Raw genomic sequence first — 16,979 nt, 5'->3', positions numbered from 1 at the left:
AGCTCGATCATAGGAGATGACGGGCTTGGGCGTCAGCCCCTCAACCTACCGCTCGAATAGACGACGGATCGCGCGACCGCCCTGCCCTCTCTTTGATACGTCTTGAGCGGCCAAATAGTTCTCTCCAAGACGTGAAAGAACCTCCATCAGGCTGGGACGCGGCATGGGCAGCCGGGCGAGATCAAGAAGACCGCCCTTACGATCCGCTACGAGCGACAGGACGCCCGCCAATTCGGCGGCGTCTGTCCCCAGAATAGTCGCACGCGCAATTTGCCCGTTTTCGCTCACGCTCACTTTGAGAAGACCCGAGCCTTGGCCCATCGCGGCAGCCCGATCGTTTTCCGCGAGGTTTTCGCGGAGGATCGTTTCTTCGCCGCCTTTGCGTCCAAATCCAGCCGGAGCGATCTCGGCCAGTGCCGGCTCGGTGAGAACAGTCCGCGGTATGCGCAGAGAGGGCGATGAACTGCGCCCAAGCGCGGCTTCGACTGCCGCCCGGCCTTCGGCCAGGGCCTCGGACCACTCTGCGCGCCCCGCAGCATAGCCGGCAAATCGCACGAAGCGCGAGGACGAGGCGCCAAGAGCACCGCGGACGAATCCAATCGACGCTGCGCTCGGTTTGAGCTTGAGTTTGGCGATGTCGATTGCGTCGAGATCGACTTCTTTGCCCATCGAGATCAGCAGGTGCGAGGCGTCGAGTGCGTCAGTCGCGCCATCTGGTCCGGCAATTTCCACGCCGATTCCCTGTGACCGCTTCTTTATTGCGGAAACGCGCACCCCATCATGAATGGTAACGCCTTCTTCCCGGAGCGAGCGTAGCAGCAATGATACAGCCTCGGGATCAAAGCCCGGAAGCAGCTCGCCGTGCGGTACCAGTGTCACTTCGGCGCCAAGCCGGCGCTGGATTTGGGCCTGCTCCAAAGCGCTGGCATCGCCACCGACGATAACAAGGTGCGTGAGCTTCCGCTGATTCTCGAGGATGGAATCGGTGGTGAAGGCGGAAACATCTGCCAAACCTTCGAGATCAGGAAAAACGGGCAAGCCACCTATGGCAATGATCACCGCTCGCGGTTTGATCGTTATATCGCCGATCACCAGCGACCGCGCATCGATGAACCGGACATCCCCACGCATCACCGTGACACCACGCGCAGTCAGAATTTCTGGCGCAGTCGCGCGCATACGGTCGTCAACGAGCTTGGTAGCACGCTCGCTGATCTGTTTGAGCGAGACTTTGAACTCGGATGCGCCGATGCCGAGATCGGGCGCCCTGCGTATATCTTCGACACGCCGGGCGCTCTCCGCCAAGGCGGCCTTGCGCAAGGAAAGATGAGCGGCATCGCCCGGCTCCGGCGCGCCGCGATCGGCCAGAACCACATTGGCGCCAAGACGACGAGCATAGAGCGCGAGCTCGACGCCGAGGCTCCCGGCACCGATGATGCAAAGATCAGGAGGAGTGGACACGGGCAAAGCTCCGCCGCAGGCTGAATAATGCCTGCACTTATGCTGTTCCCTGCCCGGCTTTACAACCGCCCCGAAAACGCAAGAGAACGGGCCTTGCCGCGTTGACTTGGCGGCTGGTTTTCCCTATAGACCCCTCGAACAAAGCTGGCGCGCTCTGCCCTGCCGGCCGGATAAGTTTTATGCGCGAGAAGCGCCAGCAATAGAGGAACCGTGCGGTTGCGCGGTTAAAAGTCATGAAGCGTACTTACCAGCCTTCCAAGCTCGTGCGTGCTCGCCGTCACGGTTTCCGCGCCCGCATGGCCACCAAGGACGGCCGTGCGATTCTGAACCGCCGCCGCCGTGACGGCCGCAAGAAGCTCTCGGCCTAAGGCTGTTGGCCGGATGACGGCCGACGCTCCAGCGGAAGCGACATTGCGCCGCCTCAAGCGGCGCTCGCAGTTTTTGAGGGCAGCCCGGGGCAATCGCGCCGGGCGCTCTGCGTTTGGAATGCAGGTTGCACCGGTCGAGGATGCGCTGCCTGGCGTCGGGTTCACCGTCACCAAGAAGGTGGGCAATTCCCCGGAGCGCAATCGCATGAAGCGTCGCCTGCGGGCGGCTGCGGCAGCTTGCGCAGATGACTTTCGGCCCGGACACGACTATGTGCTGCTGGCAAGGCGCGAGGCCCTGAGCAGGCCCTTTGCCAAAATGATCACCGACCTTAGCGGTCTTATCGCCCGCGTGCATGACACGGAAGCGGACGACAATCGGATACGGCCCGGGCGCGGCCCACGGAAATCGACATCATGAACCTAGACAATCGCAATGTGATTCTCGCCGTCGTGCTCAGCATGCTCGTGCTGTTCGGCTGGCAGTTCCTCGTTGCCGGACCGCAAATGGAGCGTGCGCAGCAGCAGGCTCGGATCGCCGCTGAACAACAGGCCGAACAGGAAGCGCTGGCCGTCCCGGCCGCCAATCCCGATGGCACGGTGTCGGCAGCGACGCCCGCTCAGCCCGCCAGCGCTCAGACCTTTGCCGATCGTGCCAGCGCCCTCGCTGCTTCGACCCGCGTCGCCATCGACACCGAAGATCTCGCAGGTTCGATCAACCTGACCGGCGCGCGCATCGACGATCTCCGCCTCGAAAAGTATCGCGAAACGGTCGATCCCGAATCCCCGATCATCACGCTCCTGAGCCCCTCGGGCGCCCCCGGCGGCTATTATGTCGAACATGGCTGGGCTCCTGCAGCCGGCGCCAGCGTTGCGCTCCCTGATTCCAATACCGTCTGGGCTGTCGAAAACGGCGCGACGACGCTGACCGCTGCGACGCCTGTGACGCTGGTTTGGGACAATGGCCAGGGCCTGATCTTCCGCCGCACCATTGCGCTCGACGAGCATTATCTCTTCACCATCACCCAGTCGGTCGAAAATACCGGTGAGGGCGATGTGTCGCTGTTCCCCTATGCCCGCGTCGTTCGCCAGGGCACGCCGCCGGTTCAGAACTTCTTCATCCAGCATGAAGGCCCGATCGGCGTTCTCGGCAACAACAACTACGTCTCGCGCAAATACCATGATCTGCAGAACGACAAGCAGGTCGACTTCGCCTCGACCACGGGTTGGCTCGGCATTGCCGACAAATATTGGGCAACCGCCGTGCTGCCTCAGCCGGGTGCCGGCATCAATGCGCGCTTTGCCTATTCGACCCAGGGCACGACCCCGATCTATCAGACCAACTATGTCGAAACCCAGCCGGTCGTGGTGCCGGCCGGTGGCACGGCCTCGAGCGAAAGCTTCGTCTTTGCCGGCGCCAAGGAAGATCACGTCATCTCGGCCTATCAGACCGAGCATGGCTTTGATCGCCTTGAACTCCTGATCGACTGGGGCTGGTTCCACTTCCTCACCAAGCCGATGCATTGGCTGCTGGTGACGCTCTATGGTCTCCTCGGCAACTTTGGTCTTGCGGTTCTCGCCGTGACCATTATCGTCAAGGCCATCTTCTTCCCGCTGGCCAGCCGGTCCTATGCCTCCATGGCCGCCATGCGCCGCGTGCAGCCGGAAATGAAGGCGATCCAGGAACGTCTCAAGGAAGATCGCGCTGCCCAGCAGCAGGCGATGATGGAGCTCTACAAGAAGGAAAAGATCAATCCGCTCTCGGGTTGCTGGCCAATCCTGATCCAGATCCCGGTCTTCTTCGCGCTCTATACGGTTATCTTCATCTCCATCGAAATGCGGCACGCGCCGTTCTTCGGCTGGATCCAGGATTTGGCCGCGCCCGATCCGACCAACATCTTCACGCTCTTTGGCCTGATCCCGTGGAATCCGACCGTTCTTCCGGTCGTTGGCTCCTTCCTCCACCTTGGCGTATGGCCTGTGATCATGGGCATCACAATGTGGGTGCAGATGAAGCTCAATCCGCCGCCGCCGGATCCGACCCAGGCGATGATCTTCAACTGGATGCCGATCATCTTCACCTTCATGCTCGGCGCCTTCCCCGCCGGTCTCGTGATCTACTGGGCCTGGAACAATACGCTGTCGGTGACCCAGCAGTGGGTGATCATGAAGCGCCATGGCGCCGAGGTGAACCTGTTTGGGAACATCCTCGACACCTTCCGCAAGAAGCCCAAACCGGCTGAAAATTCCAAGAGCTAACGACATTCCCGCACGATACGGGGCCCGCTGGAAAACCAGCGGGCCCTCGTCTTTGAGGCCGAGGACCACATGACCGAAATCGATTACCCAACCGACCTCATCGAACGCGGCCGCCTGATGTTTGCGCGCCCGATCCTCTTCACCAAGGGCTGCGTCAGCCTTGCTGATTTGCCGCCGATGGACCGCGTCGAAATCGCCTTCGCCGGCCGTTCCAATGTCGGCAAATCGAGCCTGATCAACGCACTATGCGGCACGTCGAACCTGGCGCGCACGTCGAACACGCCCGGCCGCACGCAGGAACTCAACATCTTCGAGAGCCAGAGCGAGAATCTGCGCATCGTCGACATGCCGGGCTATGGCTATGCCAAGGCGCCGGAGCCGAAAGTGAAGGCCTGGACCAAGCTGGTCCATCAGTACCTCGTCGGCCGCGCGACGCTGCGCCGCGTCTATGTGCTGATCGATAGCCGGCACGGCCCCAAGGACAATGACCTCAGCGTCATGAACGAGCTCGACCGGGCCGCAGTCAGCTACCAGGTCGTGCTGACCAAGGCGGATAAGCCGAACTCTGCCGATGTCGAAAAGGCGCTCGAATTGACGCGCTGGTCTATCGCCAAGCGCCCCGCCTCGCATCCCCATGTGCTGCTTACCTCAAGCGAAAAAGGCACGGGGATCAAGGAATTGCGCACCGAAATCGCCATGTTGCTTGCGAGCAGCAGCACCTGACATGCAAAAGCCCCGCCGGTGATCCAACCGGCGGGGCTTTCTTTTAAGCTGCGCCTGGTATCAGGCAGCGTAGCGCGTTGCCGAGCGTGTATCGCCGATATCGAAGACCGCGACGATCTGATCGAGTTCTTCAGCCTGTGCCTCGGTCTGCTCGATGGCAGCATTGGTTTCTTCGACCAGCGCCGCATTGTGCTGGGTGATCTCATCCATCTGCCGCACGGCGACGCTGACCTCACCGATCGACTGCGCCTGAGCGCGGCTCGCTTCGGCGATTTCCCCGATCAGCTTGGCGCTTTCCTTGACTGAAAGATTGAGCGAGGAAATCTGGCCGGCAATCTGCATGACGACTTCGGTCCCGGCGTGGACCTCGCCGGCAGAGATTTCGATGAGTTGCTTGATCTCCGAGGACGCCTCCGCGGCCGATTGAGCGAGGCGCCGCACTTCGACGGCAACCACGGCAAACCCCTTGCCTGCCTCCCCTGCCCGCGCCGCTTCAACCGAAGCATTGAGCGCGAGGAGATTGGTCTGGAAAGCAATGTCGTCGATCATGCCGATGATGTTGGAGATCTTGGCCGACGAGGTCGAAATCTGCTGCATGGCGGCATTGGCCGATTCCATGGCAATGCCGCTTTCGACCGCAATGCGCGAGGCATCGTTGACCGAACGATTGGCCTCCACGGCACGCTTGGCATTCTCGTTCACGGTGCCTGAAAGGCCCGCCACCGTCGAGGTCGTCTGCTGCACCATGGCCGCCTGGCGGCTGGTGCGTTCGGCAAGGTCGTTCGAGCCAGCGAGGATCTCGCCTGTGGCTGTCTTGAGGAGGTGCGAAGTATCCTTGAGGCGCCCCATCAATTCGCCGAGCCGGTCTGCTACCGCATTGGTATTGTGCTGCAATTCGGCAAAGGCACCGCGGAATTCGCCGTTGACGCGCTTGGTCAGGTCGGCCTGTGCCAGGGCCGAGAGCACCTTGCCGGTGCCGGTCAGGCCCTTGTCGACGGCATCGAGGAGTGAGTTGACCTCGCCAGCCAAACCGCTGAGTTCAGGCTGGCTATAATCGGCAGAAACGCGCTTGGCGAGCTGCCCACCCATCACGGCCTGTAGCGTCTCGCGCAGGTCTTCGGTCAACCTATCGGAGGCACGCCGGCGGTGCCCGCTTTCCGTGCTGCGCTCCTGCTCGCTGCGCTCGAGTTCAGCCTGTTCGATCAGCGCGCCGCGGAAGCTGGAAAACGCGTCGAACATCACCGTAAGCTCGTCCGAAATCTTCTGCGCCGGGATTTCGATGTCGGTATTGCCTTTGGACAATTGGGCAGTAATGCCAACGAGTTGTGAGAGCCGCGCGGCAACAACCTTCTGGAAAAACACGAGGACGGTCAGGCAGCCGATCGCTGCGCCAAGCCCCGCAAGCAGTAGTGTTGCGATCGCAAAGACCTGAGCGGTTTCAAGACGATCAAGGCCTGCCTGCAAGTCCGCATGGACGAGACTTTCAAGGCTGGTCGCTTCGTTGATGACGCTATCATAGCCTGCGTCGAATGCCGTGTCGGCGGCTGATCCAACGCCCTCTTGGCCATTGCCGCGCGCGGCATAGCGCTGCTCACCAGCGGCGCGGAACGCACTGAGCGCCTCCGCGACCTTGGGGATGGCCGTCTGGACGCCTTCGTCGGTCGAGGCGAGATAGGTTTCGTCGCCGCTCGTTGCCCCGTTCTGGATGGCGCCAAGATAGAATTCGGCGCGGTCGAGTTTGGCCCAAACCTCTGCAATATCTTCGGTTTCGTCGCCGCCCATGATCTCTTCGAACTGAAGATGAGCCGCTGTGGTGTTCAGCTTGATTTCCATCGCCGCCTTGATGTGAGGCGCGAAACTGGTGCCGACTTCGTCGCCACGATCGGCGAGGGATTTGGCGCTGAAAAGAGCCATGCCGCCGAGGGCAGCGACGATGACACCAAAGCCTATAAAGACGATGAGGAGCTTTTTGGTGATGGATAAGCTATTGAAGCCAAACATATTTGCAGACCTTGACGCTAGGGCATGCCTGCAAAGATGAACCTTCTTAGTTAATACGCTGTTTCACATAAGTTATGACGCGTTGTTGCGGAAGAAAGCGCCAATGTAATTGGCCACCCGAGAACTGTCGGACTGCTTATCGAACGACTTGAAACCCGTCTCGACAACTGCATCTGGCGCGATGCCGCGGCGGAGGTCCACCAGCGCCTCGGCGTAACTATCCACAAACTCCGGATGTGGCTGAAAACTCAGGGCTTTTCCTGTTTTGTAAAGAAGGCCGGCATTGGGGGTGAAGTCCGAGCCGAGGATAACTTCGGCCTCTGTTGGCGCCTCGACGACTTGATCCTGATGCGAACAGGCGATAGAGAGGGTTTCGGGCGCATCGGGCATGAAGCCGGGGCGGGCTTTGACCTCGTATGTGTGGCGGCCAAGTCCCCAGCCCTTATGGGATTTTTCGACTCTTCCGCCCAGGGCATCGGCCATGATCTGGTGGCCGAAACAGACGCCGAGCATGGGGATTTGAGCGGCGTAGGCTTTGCGGATGAAATCGCGGAGCGGGGGCAGCCAGGCGTGATCTTCGTAGACGCCTGCGGGTGAACCGGTGATCAGAATAGCGTCCAACTGCGCTGGATCGGGTAGCATTCCGTTATCGTCGACAGCGATGACGTCAAAACTGAAATCGTCACCGGTGCTGCCGAGCATGCGCTCGAACATTTTTGGGTAAGAGCCATATTCGGGACGGAGAGCTTCTGGAACGTAACCGGTCTCAATGATGGTGATGCGCATCGGAGCCCATGGGCTGAAAAGGATGCTTCACCTATAAAAGCTCGGGCCGGAAGTGCAACTCCGGCCCGCTCAACTCAGCCATGCCGATCAGGCGGCGACGAATTTCAGCGAGACGCCATTGATGCAATAGCGCAGGCCCGTCGGCGCGGGACCGTCGTTGAAGACGTGGCCCTGGTGACCACCGCAATTGCTGCAATGGACTTCGGTGCGCGTCATGCCAAAGCTGTTGTCTTCAGTGGAGCCGATGGCAGCCGGGATGAAATCGTAAAAGCTCGGCCAGCCGGTGCCACTGTCGAATTTCGTTTCGGACTTGAACAGAGCCTGATCGCAACCGGCGCAGTGGAAGACGCCCGTGCCGTGCTCGTCATTGAGCGGAGACGTGAAGGGACGCTCGGTGCCTTCATGACGGAGAACGTCATAGGCGGCAGGGTCAAGCTTGGCCTTCCATTCCGCATCGGTCAGCTTAAAGGGAAAATCGCCTTCGGCAGCGCTCGGCTGATCGCCCGTGCGCCAAAGCGTCAGCGCCGAAATCGCGGCCATGGCCGAGCCGGCGGCAAGAAAACTGCGACGAGAGATCTGCATGGTAAAATCCTTTCGAGCACAGGCGCATCTTAGCCGATCGTCGGGGTGCTGATGCGTCAAAAAATAGAGAGGCTTCGCAACGGGGGGAGCGAAGCCTCATCACCTCATGAGGGTCGGCGTGGACGGGTTACGCATTCAGGCCGGGGAGTGGAGCCACTCATTGCTGAATGCACCCTTCGACCCAGTTGAGATTACATCTTGGGGGTGAGAACCTTGTCGATGACATGGATCACGCCGTTCGACTGGATCACGTCGGCGATGGTGACATTGGCAACGGTGCCGTTTTCGTCGGTCACGGTAACCTTGCCATCAGCAGCCTTGAGGGTCAGCTTGCAGCCACCAACGGTGTCGACGACATGTTCGCCGCCATCAGCTTCAACCATCGAGACGATATCGGTCGACAGAGCCTTGGCCGGGATAACGTGGCAGGTCAGGATCTTGGTGAGCTGATCCTTGTTTTCTGGCTTCAGGAGCGTTTCGACAGTGCCGGCTGGCAGAGCGTCAAATGCTTCGTTGGTCGGGGCGAGAACGGTGAATGGGCCCGGGCCGGAGAGGGTTTCAACGAGGCCGGCAGCCTTGACGGCAGCAACGAGCGTCGTGTGATCAGCAGAGTTTACAGCGTTTTCGACGATGTTCTTGTCAGCAAACATTGCTGCGCCGCCAACCATCGGGTTGTCCTGCGCAAATGCTGCGGTGCCGGTGAGAGCGCCAAACGAGAGAACGGCTGCAACCGAGAGAGCACGAAGAGAAATGGTCATATGAAAGTTCCTTCCTGTAATTCTGTTCCCGTTCATTGTCGGGACATGGAAAGATACGAAGGAATTTTCGGATCAGTTTTCGCGAGTTTCAGTGTTTTTGCGAGAAAGTTAGTGAAACTTTTTGGCGACGGGTGCCGTGCGGGTTTGTTCAGGAATGGGGAAGAACTTGGCTAGACGTGATGGAGAGCCATCTCCTCTACGCGGGATTGTCGGCTTTGGACGTATCGCCGGCCTTCTCCTTAGTGCCCCTCAAGGAAAGATCGTAGATGGGCTTGGAAGCGACTGAAGCTCCTTAGGCGTGTTTACCTTGCACCGATCTCGCCTCACCCCGTGCTTCCCTCGGGCCTGACCCGAGGGTCGCTCGCACATGTCACCCCACCCGCGGCGGTATTCCCGCGAAAGCGGGAATCCGGGTTGAGGGAAGACCGATTCCCGCTTTTGCGGGAATGACGCCATGGGAAGAGATGGGCCATGGAAATCTAAAGCAACAAGTCCCGAGTGTCGGTTCGGGCTTCTTACTGCACCTGAAATCCCGGCCGCAGACGCACTGAAGCGCGCTGACTGCGGTAAATTGACATTCGAGGATGGGCCCCGGCTTTCGCCGGGGTGACAGGTTGTGGATCTGAGGAGATTTTCGGTAGCCAGCCCCAGAGCAATGCCACGTTGAGCCGGCGTCGTTCGCCAGCCCTAAAACCCTCAGATCTTCGTGACAGCGCCTTGCGCGACGATTGGGCCGGTGGGGACGCCGTTGGGAGCGCCGCCGGCGGGTTCTAGGGTTATGGCAAGGACCGAGCCTTCGCCCCAGCCGGAGCGGACGGCGTCGGTGAGTTCGACGGTCGTGCGGGCGTCGATTGGGACGAGACCCATCGAAATGGGGTCGTGGCCGCCCTGGATGGCCCAGAGTTCATAATCGCTGCCCGGTACGGAGTGACCGGAGAGCGAAGTGAGGCGAACAGCGCCCGTGCCGTCATAGAGGGCGACGAATTCGACATCGCTGCCTTCGGCCTGGAGCGCGGCGACGAGCTGATTGGCGAGCTGGCCGGAATCGGGGCGGGGCTGGAGCGTGCTGAACCCGACGGCGATTGCGGCGACGGCCAGAGCGCCGGCTGCGACGGACCGCCAGAGGGCAAGGCTATCCCACAGGGAAGCGCGCTTTTGAGCGCCGAAAAGTCTCGTTTCGAGATCGGAGAAGATATGGGCCGGTGGGCCGACAGGCTCGACCTGATTGTCGAGATAGGCAAAGCGCTGGACCCAGAAATCGCGTTCGCGCTGGAGGGCTGCATCCTGCTCGATCCTACGCGTCATCTCGGCATGCGCCTTGGGGCCAAGCAAGCCGAGGACGTATTCGGCGATCGCGGCGCGGCCCTGGTCCTCTTCTGTAAAATCTTGCTCGGTCATGTCGTCAGGCACTCTCGTAACTTTATGAGGCTGCGGCGCAGCCATGTTCTCATCGTGTTGACCGGCACGGAATGGCGGACTGCCAATTCCTCATAACTGAAGCCGTCAAGATAGGCCCCACGCACCGCATCGGCACGATCGGGATCGAGCGTTGCGAGGCAAACCTCGATACGCGCGCCATCTTCGGCTGCTTCCGCCTGCCGTTCAGGGTCAGGACTGAGATCGGGGATATCAAGGGCAACGTCTATGTCTTCACTGATCGGACGCCGCGCCCGGATGATATCCAAGGCGTGATTGCGGGCGACGGCGCAAAGCCAGCTAATGGGGCTGGTATTGCTTGAGACATATCGATCGGCTTTTTGCCAGATCTTGACGTAGACTTCCTGGATCGCTTCCTCGGTTTCGGCTCTGTCTTTTAAAATACGCAGAACTACGCCGAAAAGTTTCGCGCTTGTTCGGTCGTAAAGTGAGCGAAAAGCGACACGGTCGCGCAAGGCACAACGAGAGATCAGGTCCGCAATGTCGCGGGCTTCAGCTTGCATCGGCAAATGTCCGGAATGTCGTTCCGGCTCCTCCATGCGAGCATCTTTCCACGCACTCGCAGCACGGACAACGCAATTGTGGAGGAAATGGATCATCGGCCACGATTTTGTCGCGTCCAATGATTTAAACGGACGACAAAATGCACTAGACCCTTGCCCGTCCGCAGGTCTTTCCCGAGGAAACAGTCGACCCATGACCGACCAGAACACGACCGATCGCTTCAGCCACGATGCCGGCATCCTCGCGCAAGCCCTGCCCTATATGCAGCGCTACGAGGGCAAGACCGTCGTGGTGAAATATGGTGGCCACGCTATGGGCGACGCCCAGCTTGGCCAGGCTTTTGCGCGCGACATTGCGCTTTTGAAGCAATCCAAGGTCAATCCGATCGTCGTGCATGGTGGTGGTCCGCAGATCGCCTCGATGCTCAAAAACCTCGGCATCGAATCCAAGTTCGAAGGCGGCCTTCGCGTCACCGACGCACGGACGATGGAAATCGTCGAAATGGTGCTCGCCGGTTCGATCAACAAGGAAATCGTCGCGCTGATCAATGCCGAAGGCGAATGGGCCATCGGGCTTTGCGGCAAGGACGGCAATATGGTCTTTGCCCGTAAGGCCGAAAAGAAGGTGAAAGATCCCGGCTCCAACATCGAGCGCGTGCTTGATCTCGGCTTTGTCGGCGAACCCGTTGAAGTCGATCGGACCCTCCTCGATCTTCTCGCCCGCTCCGAAATGATTCCGGTGATCGCCCCGGTGGCGCCCGGCCGCGATGGCAACACCTATAATATCAATGCCGATACCTTTGCAGGCGCCATTGCCGGTTCGCTCGGCGCCAAGCGCCTTCTGTTCCTGACCGACGTGCCGGGCGTGCTCGACAAGGATGGCAAGCTGATCCCCGAACTGACGGTGAGCGACGCGAAGAAGCTCATCGCCGACGGGACGATTTCGGGCGGGATGATTCCGAAGGTCGAGACCTGCCTTGAGGCGCTCGATTCAGGCGTTGAGGGTGTTGTCATTCTCAACGGCAAGCAGCCGCATGTGGTGCTGGTGGAGCTTTTTACCGAGTTCGGTGCGGGTACGCTGATCGTAAGGTAAGTCCTTCTTCGGATCTGCCACGACCACCGGTTGTCATCCCGGGCTTGATCCGGGATCCATCCTGAGATCTCGAGATGGGCCCCGGCCTTCGCCGGGGTGACAATCGCAGATATGTCAAATGATCGGGGCTGATCTGGGTAGCGGTGAGTTTCACCGCCCCGCCTCCACCGGAACGGAATCCGCATGAGCCTTGTTTCGAGAACCAAATAAAGCTGGGGGATGCTTTTGGGTTCGGAGTTTTTCATTTTTGCCGTGGTGGGCTTTCTGGCCCAGATCGTCGACGGTGCGCTTGGCATGGCCTATGGCGTCGTCAGTTCGACCATGCTCCTTTCCTTCGGTGTACCGCCGGCTGCAGCCTCGGCCAGTGTCCATGCCGCCGAAATGTTCACGACGGCCGCTTCGGCGACGAGCCATGTGCGCAATCGAAACGTCAATTGGAAGCTGTTCTGGCGGCTCGCGCCGGCGGGGATCGTCGGCGGCGTGCTCGGCACCTATGTGCTGACCGCGATCGACGGTGCGGTGCTGCGGCCATACGTGACCGCCTATCTCGGGCTGCTTGGTGTGTTCATTCTCTATCGCGCCCTGCGCGTGCGGGGCGCCTATCGCGAACCGCAGACCAAGATCGTCATGCCGCTTGGTGTGGCCGGTGGCTTTGTCGATGCTGCCGGTGGTGGCGGCTGGGGGCCGATCGTGACCTCGAGCCTGATCGGTTCGGGCGGCGCGCCGCGCTTTGTCGTTGGCACAGTCAACACGGTCGAATTCTTCGTGACGACGGCGGTTTCGATCGCCTTTATCACCGCCCTTCTCACCGGGCACTGGAGCGAGGCCGAGGGGATCGATCAGTATTTCTGGTCAGTGGCGGGGCTGGTGGTCGGCGGCGTGATCGCGGCGCCTTTGGCGGGCTTTATCGTTCGCATCCTGCCGCCCAAGCGCTTGATGCTGATGGTCGGCACTTTGGTCGTTTGCCTCGCGCTATTCCAGACCTGGGAACTGCTGTTCAAGGCGAGCTGAGGGACGGCAGCGCACCGCCGTCCCCCGAGAGATCAAACTTCGATCGCGACATGCTGCTGCGGTGCGCCGCCCGGCGCCCTGGCCGCTGGACGCTTGAAGGCAAAGGCCAGCAAGAGCACGAGGCCAAAGCTGATCACCTGATACCAGAGCGCCATGGCGGTCGAATCCGCGAAGGCCGCGTGGGGTGCAGAGCCCGTCGCCATGGAATTGCCGAGGTGGGTAAAGAAGATTTCGCCGATGATGGCAACGCCAAGCGCGCCACCCACCTGCTGGAACGCCTGGAGCGCGCCCGAACCGGCACCGGCATCGCGCTGGGGCACATTGGCCAGAACGAGCTGGAAGAGCGACGAGAACCCGAGGCCAAGGCCGATACCCGCGATCAGCAGCGGCGGCAGGAAGGCCCAATGGTCGATCGTATCGCCAACGCCGGCAATGTAGAAATGCAGCCAGCCAATGCCGAAGCTGAGGAGTGCACCGGCGGCCGCAAGGCGGCTGCGGAGATAGTGGGCGCCAAAACGGCCGGCGATGAGCGAGGCGATCAGGACGCCGACAGAGAACGGGGTATTGGTGAGGCCCGATTCAAGCGGGGTGAAATTGAACCCGCCCTGCAGGAGCAGCGAAATCACCATGAACATGCCGGGAATGCCCGAAGCGAAGATGGTGACGACCAAGGCGCCGAACATGAACTGGCGATTGGTGATCAGGTCGAAGTTCAGAAGCTGCGACTGGCCGGCGGCGGCGCGGTGGCGGGTCCAGAAAACGAAGGCCACGATGAGCGCAAGGCCGGCGACGATCATGGCAAAGCACCAGGCTGGCCAGCCATAGGCGCGACCTTCGACGATCGGGAAGACCACCGCCATGATGCCAAGACCGAAGAGGGCAATGCCGACATAGTCGTTCTTGAGCGACGGATGTCCCGGCAGGCGCGGGATCAGGAACCAGCCCGCGACGACGGCGGCGATACCGATCGGGATATTGACGAGGAAAATCGGCTGCCAGGAGAGGCCGAAGAGATTGGCCGAGATCAGGACGCCACCGAGGATCGGACCGCAGACCGAAGCAAGGCCCGCGGAAAGACCAAAGAGCGAAAAGGCCTGGCCGCGTTCATTGGGTGGGAAGGTGACGGTTGCGATGGCGAGGACCTGCGGGGTCATCATGGCGCCGGCAAGGCCCTGGATGATGCGGGCGACGATGAGAAATTCGATATTGGGCGCTAGTCCGCAAAGGGCTGATGCGGCGGTAAAGCCGGCAACGCCCCAGAGGAACAGCGTCGTGCGCCCCAGAATATCGCCGAGGCGGCCGAAGGGCAGAAGCCCGAGGGCGAAGGCGAGAATATAGGCCGCGATGACCCATTCGATCTGGGTATCGGAGGCACCGAGCCCGGTGCGCATCGAGGGGAGCGCGACATTGACGATGGTGACATCGATGAGGTTCATGAAATTGGCGATGAGCAGCACGAAGAGCGCCACCCATCGGCGCGGATCGGGCGGCGTCGCAGCGCCGGCTTGAGCATGGGGAGAGGACATGGATCTATCCTTGTGACGAAGGGATTGAAAAAGCGCGTTCGAGTTCGGCAGTGACAGCAGGGAGCTGTGCACGCCGATGCGGACGCCAGCAATCGGACAAGGCGGCCGTGGTGATGACGGCGGCAGCCTCGGGGTCGAGATCGGGCCGGAACGAGCCGTCGCTCACGCCGGTCCGGAAAATTTCGGCATATTGGCCCGTCCAGAAACTCTGCATGGGCAGGATGATGTCGGCGATCGACGGATCGCGACGGGCCCGATCGATCAGTTCGCTGAGGACACCGATCAGCTCGGGCGAGTCCGCGACGATCTCGGCGAATTCGACGAACTCGATGCGGAGTTGTTCGATACCCGGCAGATCGGCGCGCGGATGGCGCTGGGCCGAGGCCTTGAAGTCCTCGCGAAGCGATGCGGCAACGAGCGTGACCAGGGCTTCCTTGGTCGGTACATGGTAGTGAAGCGTCGCAATATTGATGCCCACCCGCTCGGCAATGTCACGGGTGCGGAGACCCTCGAGCCCTTTTTCGATGATCAGAGCGCGTGCGGCCTGGGCGATGGCGATCCGCCGATCGTCGCCGCTTTCGCGCCGGGTCATAGATGGAGACGAGCAGGGCATCGAGACGCTTTCAGCAATTTCTGGCGCGGATCATTAGCTCTACCGCAAACATCAATCAATCATTTGATTGAGACAATGTGTCATGCCTGCCGCGCATGGGTGTGTGGCTGAGGCGATTGACATTTTCTGTCAGCAGGCGTCCATCACGGCCAATTCCGGGAGCCCGCAATGACCGACTATGTCCGCAAGATCCTGACCTCGGCGGTCTATGAAGTTGCCGAACAGACCCCGCTCGATCCGATGCGCCTTCTCTCGCAGCGCCTCGGTCAGGATATCCTCCTCAAGCGCGAGGATTTGCAGCCGGTCTTTTCGTTCAAGATCCGCGGCGCGCACAATCGCATGAGCCAGTTGACGGCCGAGGAACGGGCGCGCGGCGTGATCTGTGCTTCGGCAGGCAATCATGCGCAGGGCGTGGCGCTGTCGGCGACGCGGCTCGGGGTGCGCTCGATCATCGTCATGCCGACGACGACGCCCGAGATCAAGATCAATGCCGTCAAGCGTCTGGGTGGCGAGGTGGTGCTTTTCGGCGACGGGTTCGACGCGGCGCGGGCGCATGCATCGGGCCTGGCCGAACGGCATGGCTACGTCTTCGTCCACCCATTCGACGATCCAGATGTGATTGCCGGCCAGGGTACGGTGGGCATGGAATTGCTCCGGCAGCATCCGGGCGAAATCGGCGCCATCTATGTGCCGGTGGGCGGGGGCGGCCTCGCGGCAGGGATCGCGAGTTTCGTCAAGTTTTTGCGGCCCGAGATCAAGGTGATCGGCGTCGAGCCAGAAGAAGCGGCGAGCATGAAGGCGGCGATCGCCGCAGGACACCCCGTGCCGCTCGATCAGGTCGGGCTCTTTGCCGATGGCGTCGCGGTGCGGCAGGTCGGCGACGAGACGTTCCGGCTTTGCCGGGACCTGCTCGACGACATTGTCACCGTGACGGCCGACGAAATTTGCGCGGCGATCAAGGATATCTTTGACGATATGCGCGCCATTGCCGAACCGGCGGGCGCCCTGGCGCTGGCGGGATTGCGGCGGCATGTCGAGGATGGCGCAGCGCCCGAGGGCAGCCTCATCGCCATCAATTCGGGCGCCAATGTCAATTTCGATCGGCTGCGCTATGTGGCGGAACGCGCCGAAATCGGCGAGCGGGCCGAAGCGCTTTTGGCGGTGACCATCCCCGAAATACCGGGCAGCTATCGCGCTTTCATTCGCCTACTCGGGCGGCGAGCCATCACCGAATTCAACTATCGCTACGCTCATGGCGTCGGCGCCCATATCTTTGTCGGCGTAAAACTCACCCAGGGCGATACCGAAAAGCGCGAGATCATCGAGCTCCTCTCGTCAAACGGTCTCTCGGTGACCGACATGACCGACAATGAAGTGGCCAAGCTACATGTGCGGCACATGGTCGGCGGGCGCGTGCATGACCTCGACCATGAAATGGTCTTCCGCTTTCAGTTTCCAGAGCGGCCGGGCGCGCTGCTCAAATTCCTCGAAGGACTCAATGACGCGTGGAACATTTCGCTGTTCCATTATCGCAATCACGGCGCCGACTATGGACGCGTATTAGTGGGTGTGCAGGTGCCGCCTGAAACGCGTCACGACTTCTATGCCCATATCGACGCCATCGGCTTTCCCTATTGGGACGAAACGGAAAATTCCGCCTATCGTCTATTTCTTGAAGCAAATTGAACCGAATTGGCTAAGCAGAGTTCGACATTGTGGCGAAATAAACCAGTGCCATAAGAACGGACGCAATTCTGCCGCTTATCGACTGCAGTCAGTCTTCGAGGGGCAATTCAACCGGGGGACAGGCGGGCGTTCGAGTAATTCCGCAACCTCATTAACATCAAGGATGACGCAGACC

General features: G+C 60.8%; 16 protein-coding genes. 7 read left to right on the top strand and 9 right to left on the bottom strand.

The window, feature by feature from the left end:
• Window positions 1-45 precede the first annotated feature (45 nt).
• A complete protein-coding gene (locus DevBK_RS18065; protein ID WP_317186447.1) occupies window positions 46-1,461 on the bottom strand; it encodes an FAD-dependent oxidoreductase in 1,416 nt (471 codons plus the stop codon).
• Between the two features lie 233 nt (window positions 1,462-1,694).
• On the opposite strand from DevBK_RS18065, the gene rpmH reads away from it, so the two are divergent.
• From rpmH to yihA, 4 genes are all read left to right on the top strand, one after another.
• A complete protein-coding gene (gene rpmH / locus DevBK_RS18060; RefSeq protein WP_035077916.1) occupies window positions 1,695-1,829 on the top strand; it encodes a 50S ribosomal protein L34 in 135 nt (44 codons plus the stop codon).
• Window positions 1,830-1,842: 13 nt separating this feature from the next.
• Window positions 1,843-2,247: a ribonuclease P protein component gene (rnpA, locus tag DevBK_RS18055; RefSeq protein ID WP_062629716.1), complete on the top strand. Its 405-nt coding sequence runs from the start codon at window positions 1,843-1,845 to the stop codon at window positions 2,245-2,247.
• Complete coding sequence (yidC, locus tag DevBK_RS18050; RefSeq protein WP_317186446.1) at window positions 2,244-4,085, top strand: membrane protein insertase YidC; 1,842 nt, start codon at window positions 2,244-2,246, stop codon at window positions 4,083-4,085. The genes rnpA and yidC overlap by 4 nt, the downstream gene beginning before the upstream one ends.
• A gap of 69 nt (window positions 4,086-4,154) precedes the next feature.
• Window positions 4,155-4,808, top strand: coding sequence for a ribosome biogenesis GTP-binding protein YihA/YsxC (gene yihA, locus DevBK_RS18045; RefSeq protein WP_062629718.1), 654 nt, complete (start codon window positions 4,155-4,157; stop codon window positions 4,806-4,808).
• A 60-nt stretch (window positions 4,809-4,868) separates the two neighbouring features.
• Here yihA and DevBK_RS18040 read toward each other — a convergent pair whose 3' ends face one another.
• The 6 genes from DevBK_RS18040 to DevBK_RS18015 form a co-directional block, all read right to left on the bottom strand.
• Complete coding sequence (locus tag DevBK_RS18040; protein ID WP_317186445.1) at window positions 4,869-6,809, bottom strand: methyl-accepting chemotaxis protein; 1,941 nt, start codon at window positions 6,807-6,809, stop codon at window positions 4,869-4,871.
• 72 nt (window positions 6,810-6,881) lie between these two features.
• The gene (locus tag DevBK_RS18035) at window positions 6,882-7,595 is read right to left on the bottom strand and encodes a type 1 glutamine amidotransferase (RefSeq protein WP_317186444.1); all 714 of its coding nucleotides are present in this window, start codon (window positions 7,593-7,595) and stop codon (window positions 6,882-6,884) included.
• An 87-nt stretch (window positions 7,596-7,682) separates the two neighbouring features.
• On the bottom strand, window positions 7,683-8,171 hold the full coding sequence (gene msrB, locus DevBK_RS18030) for a peptide-methionine (R)-S-oxide reductase MsrB (protein ID WP_061911936.1): 489 nt from the start codon (window positions 8,169-8,171) through the stop codon (window positions 7,683-7,685).
• A gap of 197 nt (window positions 8,172-8,368) precedes the next feature.
• Window positions 8,369-8,935, bottom strand: coding sequence for a fasciclin domain-containing protein (locus DevBK_RS18025; protein ID WP_062629721.1), 567 nt, complete (start codon window positions 8,933-8,935; stop codon window positions 8,369-8,371).
• Window positions 8,936-9,631: 696 nt separating this feature from the next.
• Window positions 9,632-10,333: an anti-sigma factor domain-containing protein gene (locus DevBK_RS18020; RefSeq protein WP_317186443.1), complete on the bottom strand. Its 702-nt coding sequence runs from the start codon at window positions 10,331-10,333 to the stop codon at window positions 9,632-9,634.
• Entirely contained in the window at window positions 10,330-10,911 is a 582-nt protein-coding gene (locus DevBK_RS18015; protein WP_244483991.1) for a sigma-70 family RNA polymerase sigma factor, read from the bottom strand. The genes DevBK_RS18020 and DevBK_RS18015 overlap by 4 nt, the downstream gene beginning before the upstream one ends.
• Before the next feature lie 157 nt (window positions 10,912-11,068).
• Between DevBK_RS18015 and argB the strand changes: the two genes are divergently transcribed.
• Window positions 11,069-11,968, top strand: coding sequence for an acetylglutamate kinase (argB, locus tag DevBK_RS18010; protein WP_061908945.1), 900 nt, complete (start codon window positions 11,069-11,071; stop codon window positions 11,966-11,968).
• A 219-nt stretch (window positions 11,969-12,187) separates the two neighbouring features.
• Complete coding sequence (locus DevBK_RS18005) at window positions 12,188-12,979, top strand: sulfite exporter TauE/SafE family protein (protein ID WP_061908947.1); 792 nt, start codon at window positions 12,188-12,190, stop codon at window positions 12,977-12,979.
• Window positions 12,980-13,011: 32 nt separating this feature from the next.
• Here DevBK_RS18005 and DevBK_RS18000 read toward each other — a convergent pair whose 3' ends face one another.
• Together DevBK_RS18000 and DevBK_RS17995 are read right to left on the bottom strand one after the other, a co-directional pair.
• Window positions 13,012-14,505, bottom strand: a complete 1,494-nt coding sequence (locus DevBK_RS18000; protein ID WP_082511692.1) for a DHA2 family efflux MFS transporter permease subunit — start codon at window positions 14,503-14,505, stop codon at window positions 13,012-13,014.
• A 4-nt stretch (window positions 14,506-14,509) separates the two neighbouring features.
• A complete protein-coding gene (locus tag DevBK_RS17995; RefSeq protein ID WP_317186441.1) occupies window positions 14,510-15,097 on the bottom strand; it encodes a TetR/AcrR family transcriptional regulator in 588 nt (195 codons plus the stop codon).
• A 189-nt stretch (window positions 15,098-15,286) separates the two neighbouring features.
• On the opposite strand from DevBK_RS17995, the gene ilvA reads away from it, so the two are divergent.
• The gene (ilvA, locus tag DevBK_RS17990) at window positions 15,287-16,804 is read left to right on the top strand and encodes a threonine ammonia-lyase, biosynthetic (RefSeq protein ID WP_317186440.1); all 1,518 of its coding nucleotides are present in this window, start codon (window positions 15,287-15,289) and stop codon (window positions 16,802-16,804) included.
• The last annotated feature ends 175 nt before the right edge of the window (window positions 16,805-16,979 follow it).

Origin of the sequence: Devosia sp. BK (assembly GCF_032907385.1) — a bacterium.
Lineage (GTDB): Bacteria > Pseudomonadota > Alphaproteobacteria > Rhizobiales > Devosiaceae > Devosia.
The sequence above is the reverse complement of the archived record's forward strand: the minus strand, read 5'-3'. Positions and strand labels throughout refer to the sequence as shown.

Coding starts and splice junctions, on each gene's coding strand:
- rpmH (WP_035077916.1), top strand. CDS start 1,695: ATGAAGCGTACTTACCAGCCTTCCAAGCTCGTGCGTGCTCGCCGTCAC.
- rnpA (WP_062629716.1), top strand. CDS start 1,843: ATGACGGCCGACGCTCCAGCGGAAGCGACATTGCGCCGCCTCAAGCGG.
- yidC (WP_317186446.1), top strand. CDS start 2,244: ATGAACCTAGACAATCGCAATGTGATTCTCGCCGTCGTGCTCAGCATG.
- yihA (WP_062629718.1), top strand. CDS start 4,155: ATGACCGAAATCGATTACCCAACCGACCTCATCGAACGCGGCCGCCTG.
- DevBK_RS18040 (WP_317186445.1), bottom strand. CDS start 6,809: ATGTTTGGCTTCAATAGCTTATCCATCACCAAAAAGCTCCTCATCGTC.
- DevBK_RS18035 (WP_317186444.1), bottom strand. CDS start 7,595: ATGCGCATCACCATCATTGAGACCGGTTACGTTCCAGAAGCTCTCCGT.
- DevBK_RS18025 (WP_062629721.1), bottom strand. CDS start 8,935: ATGACCATTTCTCTTCGTGCTCTCTCGGTTGCAGCCGTTCTCTCGTTT.
- DevBK_RS18020 (WP_317186443.1), bottom strand. CDS start 10,333: ATGACCGAGCAAGATTTTACAGAAGAGGACCAGGGCCGCGCCGCGATC.
- DevBK_RS18015 (WP_244483991.1), bottom strand. CDS start 10,911: ATGGAGGAGCCGGAACGACATTCCGGACATTTGCCGATGCAAGCTGAA.
- argB (WP_061908945.1), top strand. CDS start 11,069: ATGACCGACCAGAACACGACCGATCGCTTCAGCCACGATGCCGGCATC.
- DevBK_RS18005 (WP_061908947.1), top strand. CDS start 12,188: ATGCTTTTGGGTTCGGAGTTTTTCATTTTTGCCGTGGTGGGCTTTCTG.
- DevBK_RS18000 (WP_082511692.1), bottom strand. CDS start 14,505: ATGTCCTCTCCCCATGCTCAAGCCGGCGCTGCGACGCCGCCCGATCCG.
- DevBK_RS17995 (WP_317186441.1), bottom strand. CDS start 15,097: ATGACCCGGCGCGAAAGCGGCGACGATCGGCGGATCGCCATCGCCCAG.
- ilvA (WP_317186440.1), top strand. CDS start 15,287: ATGACCGACTATGTCCGCAAGATCCTGACCTCGGCGGTCTATGAAGTT.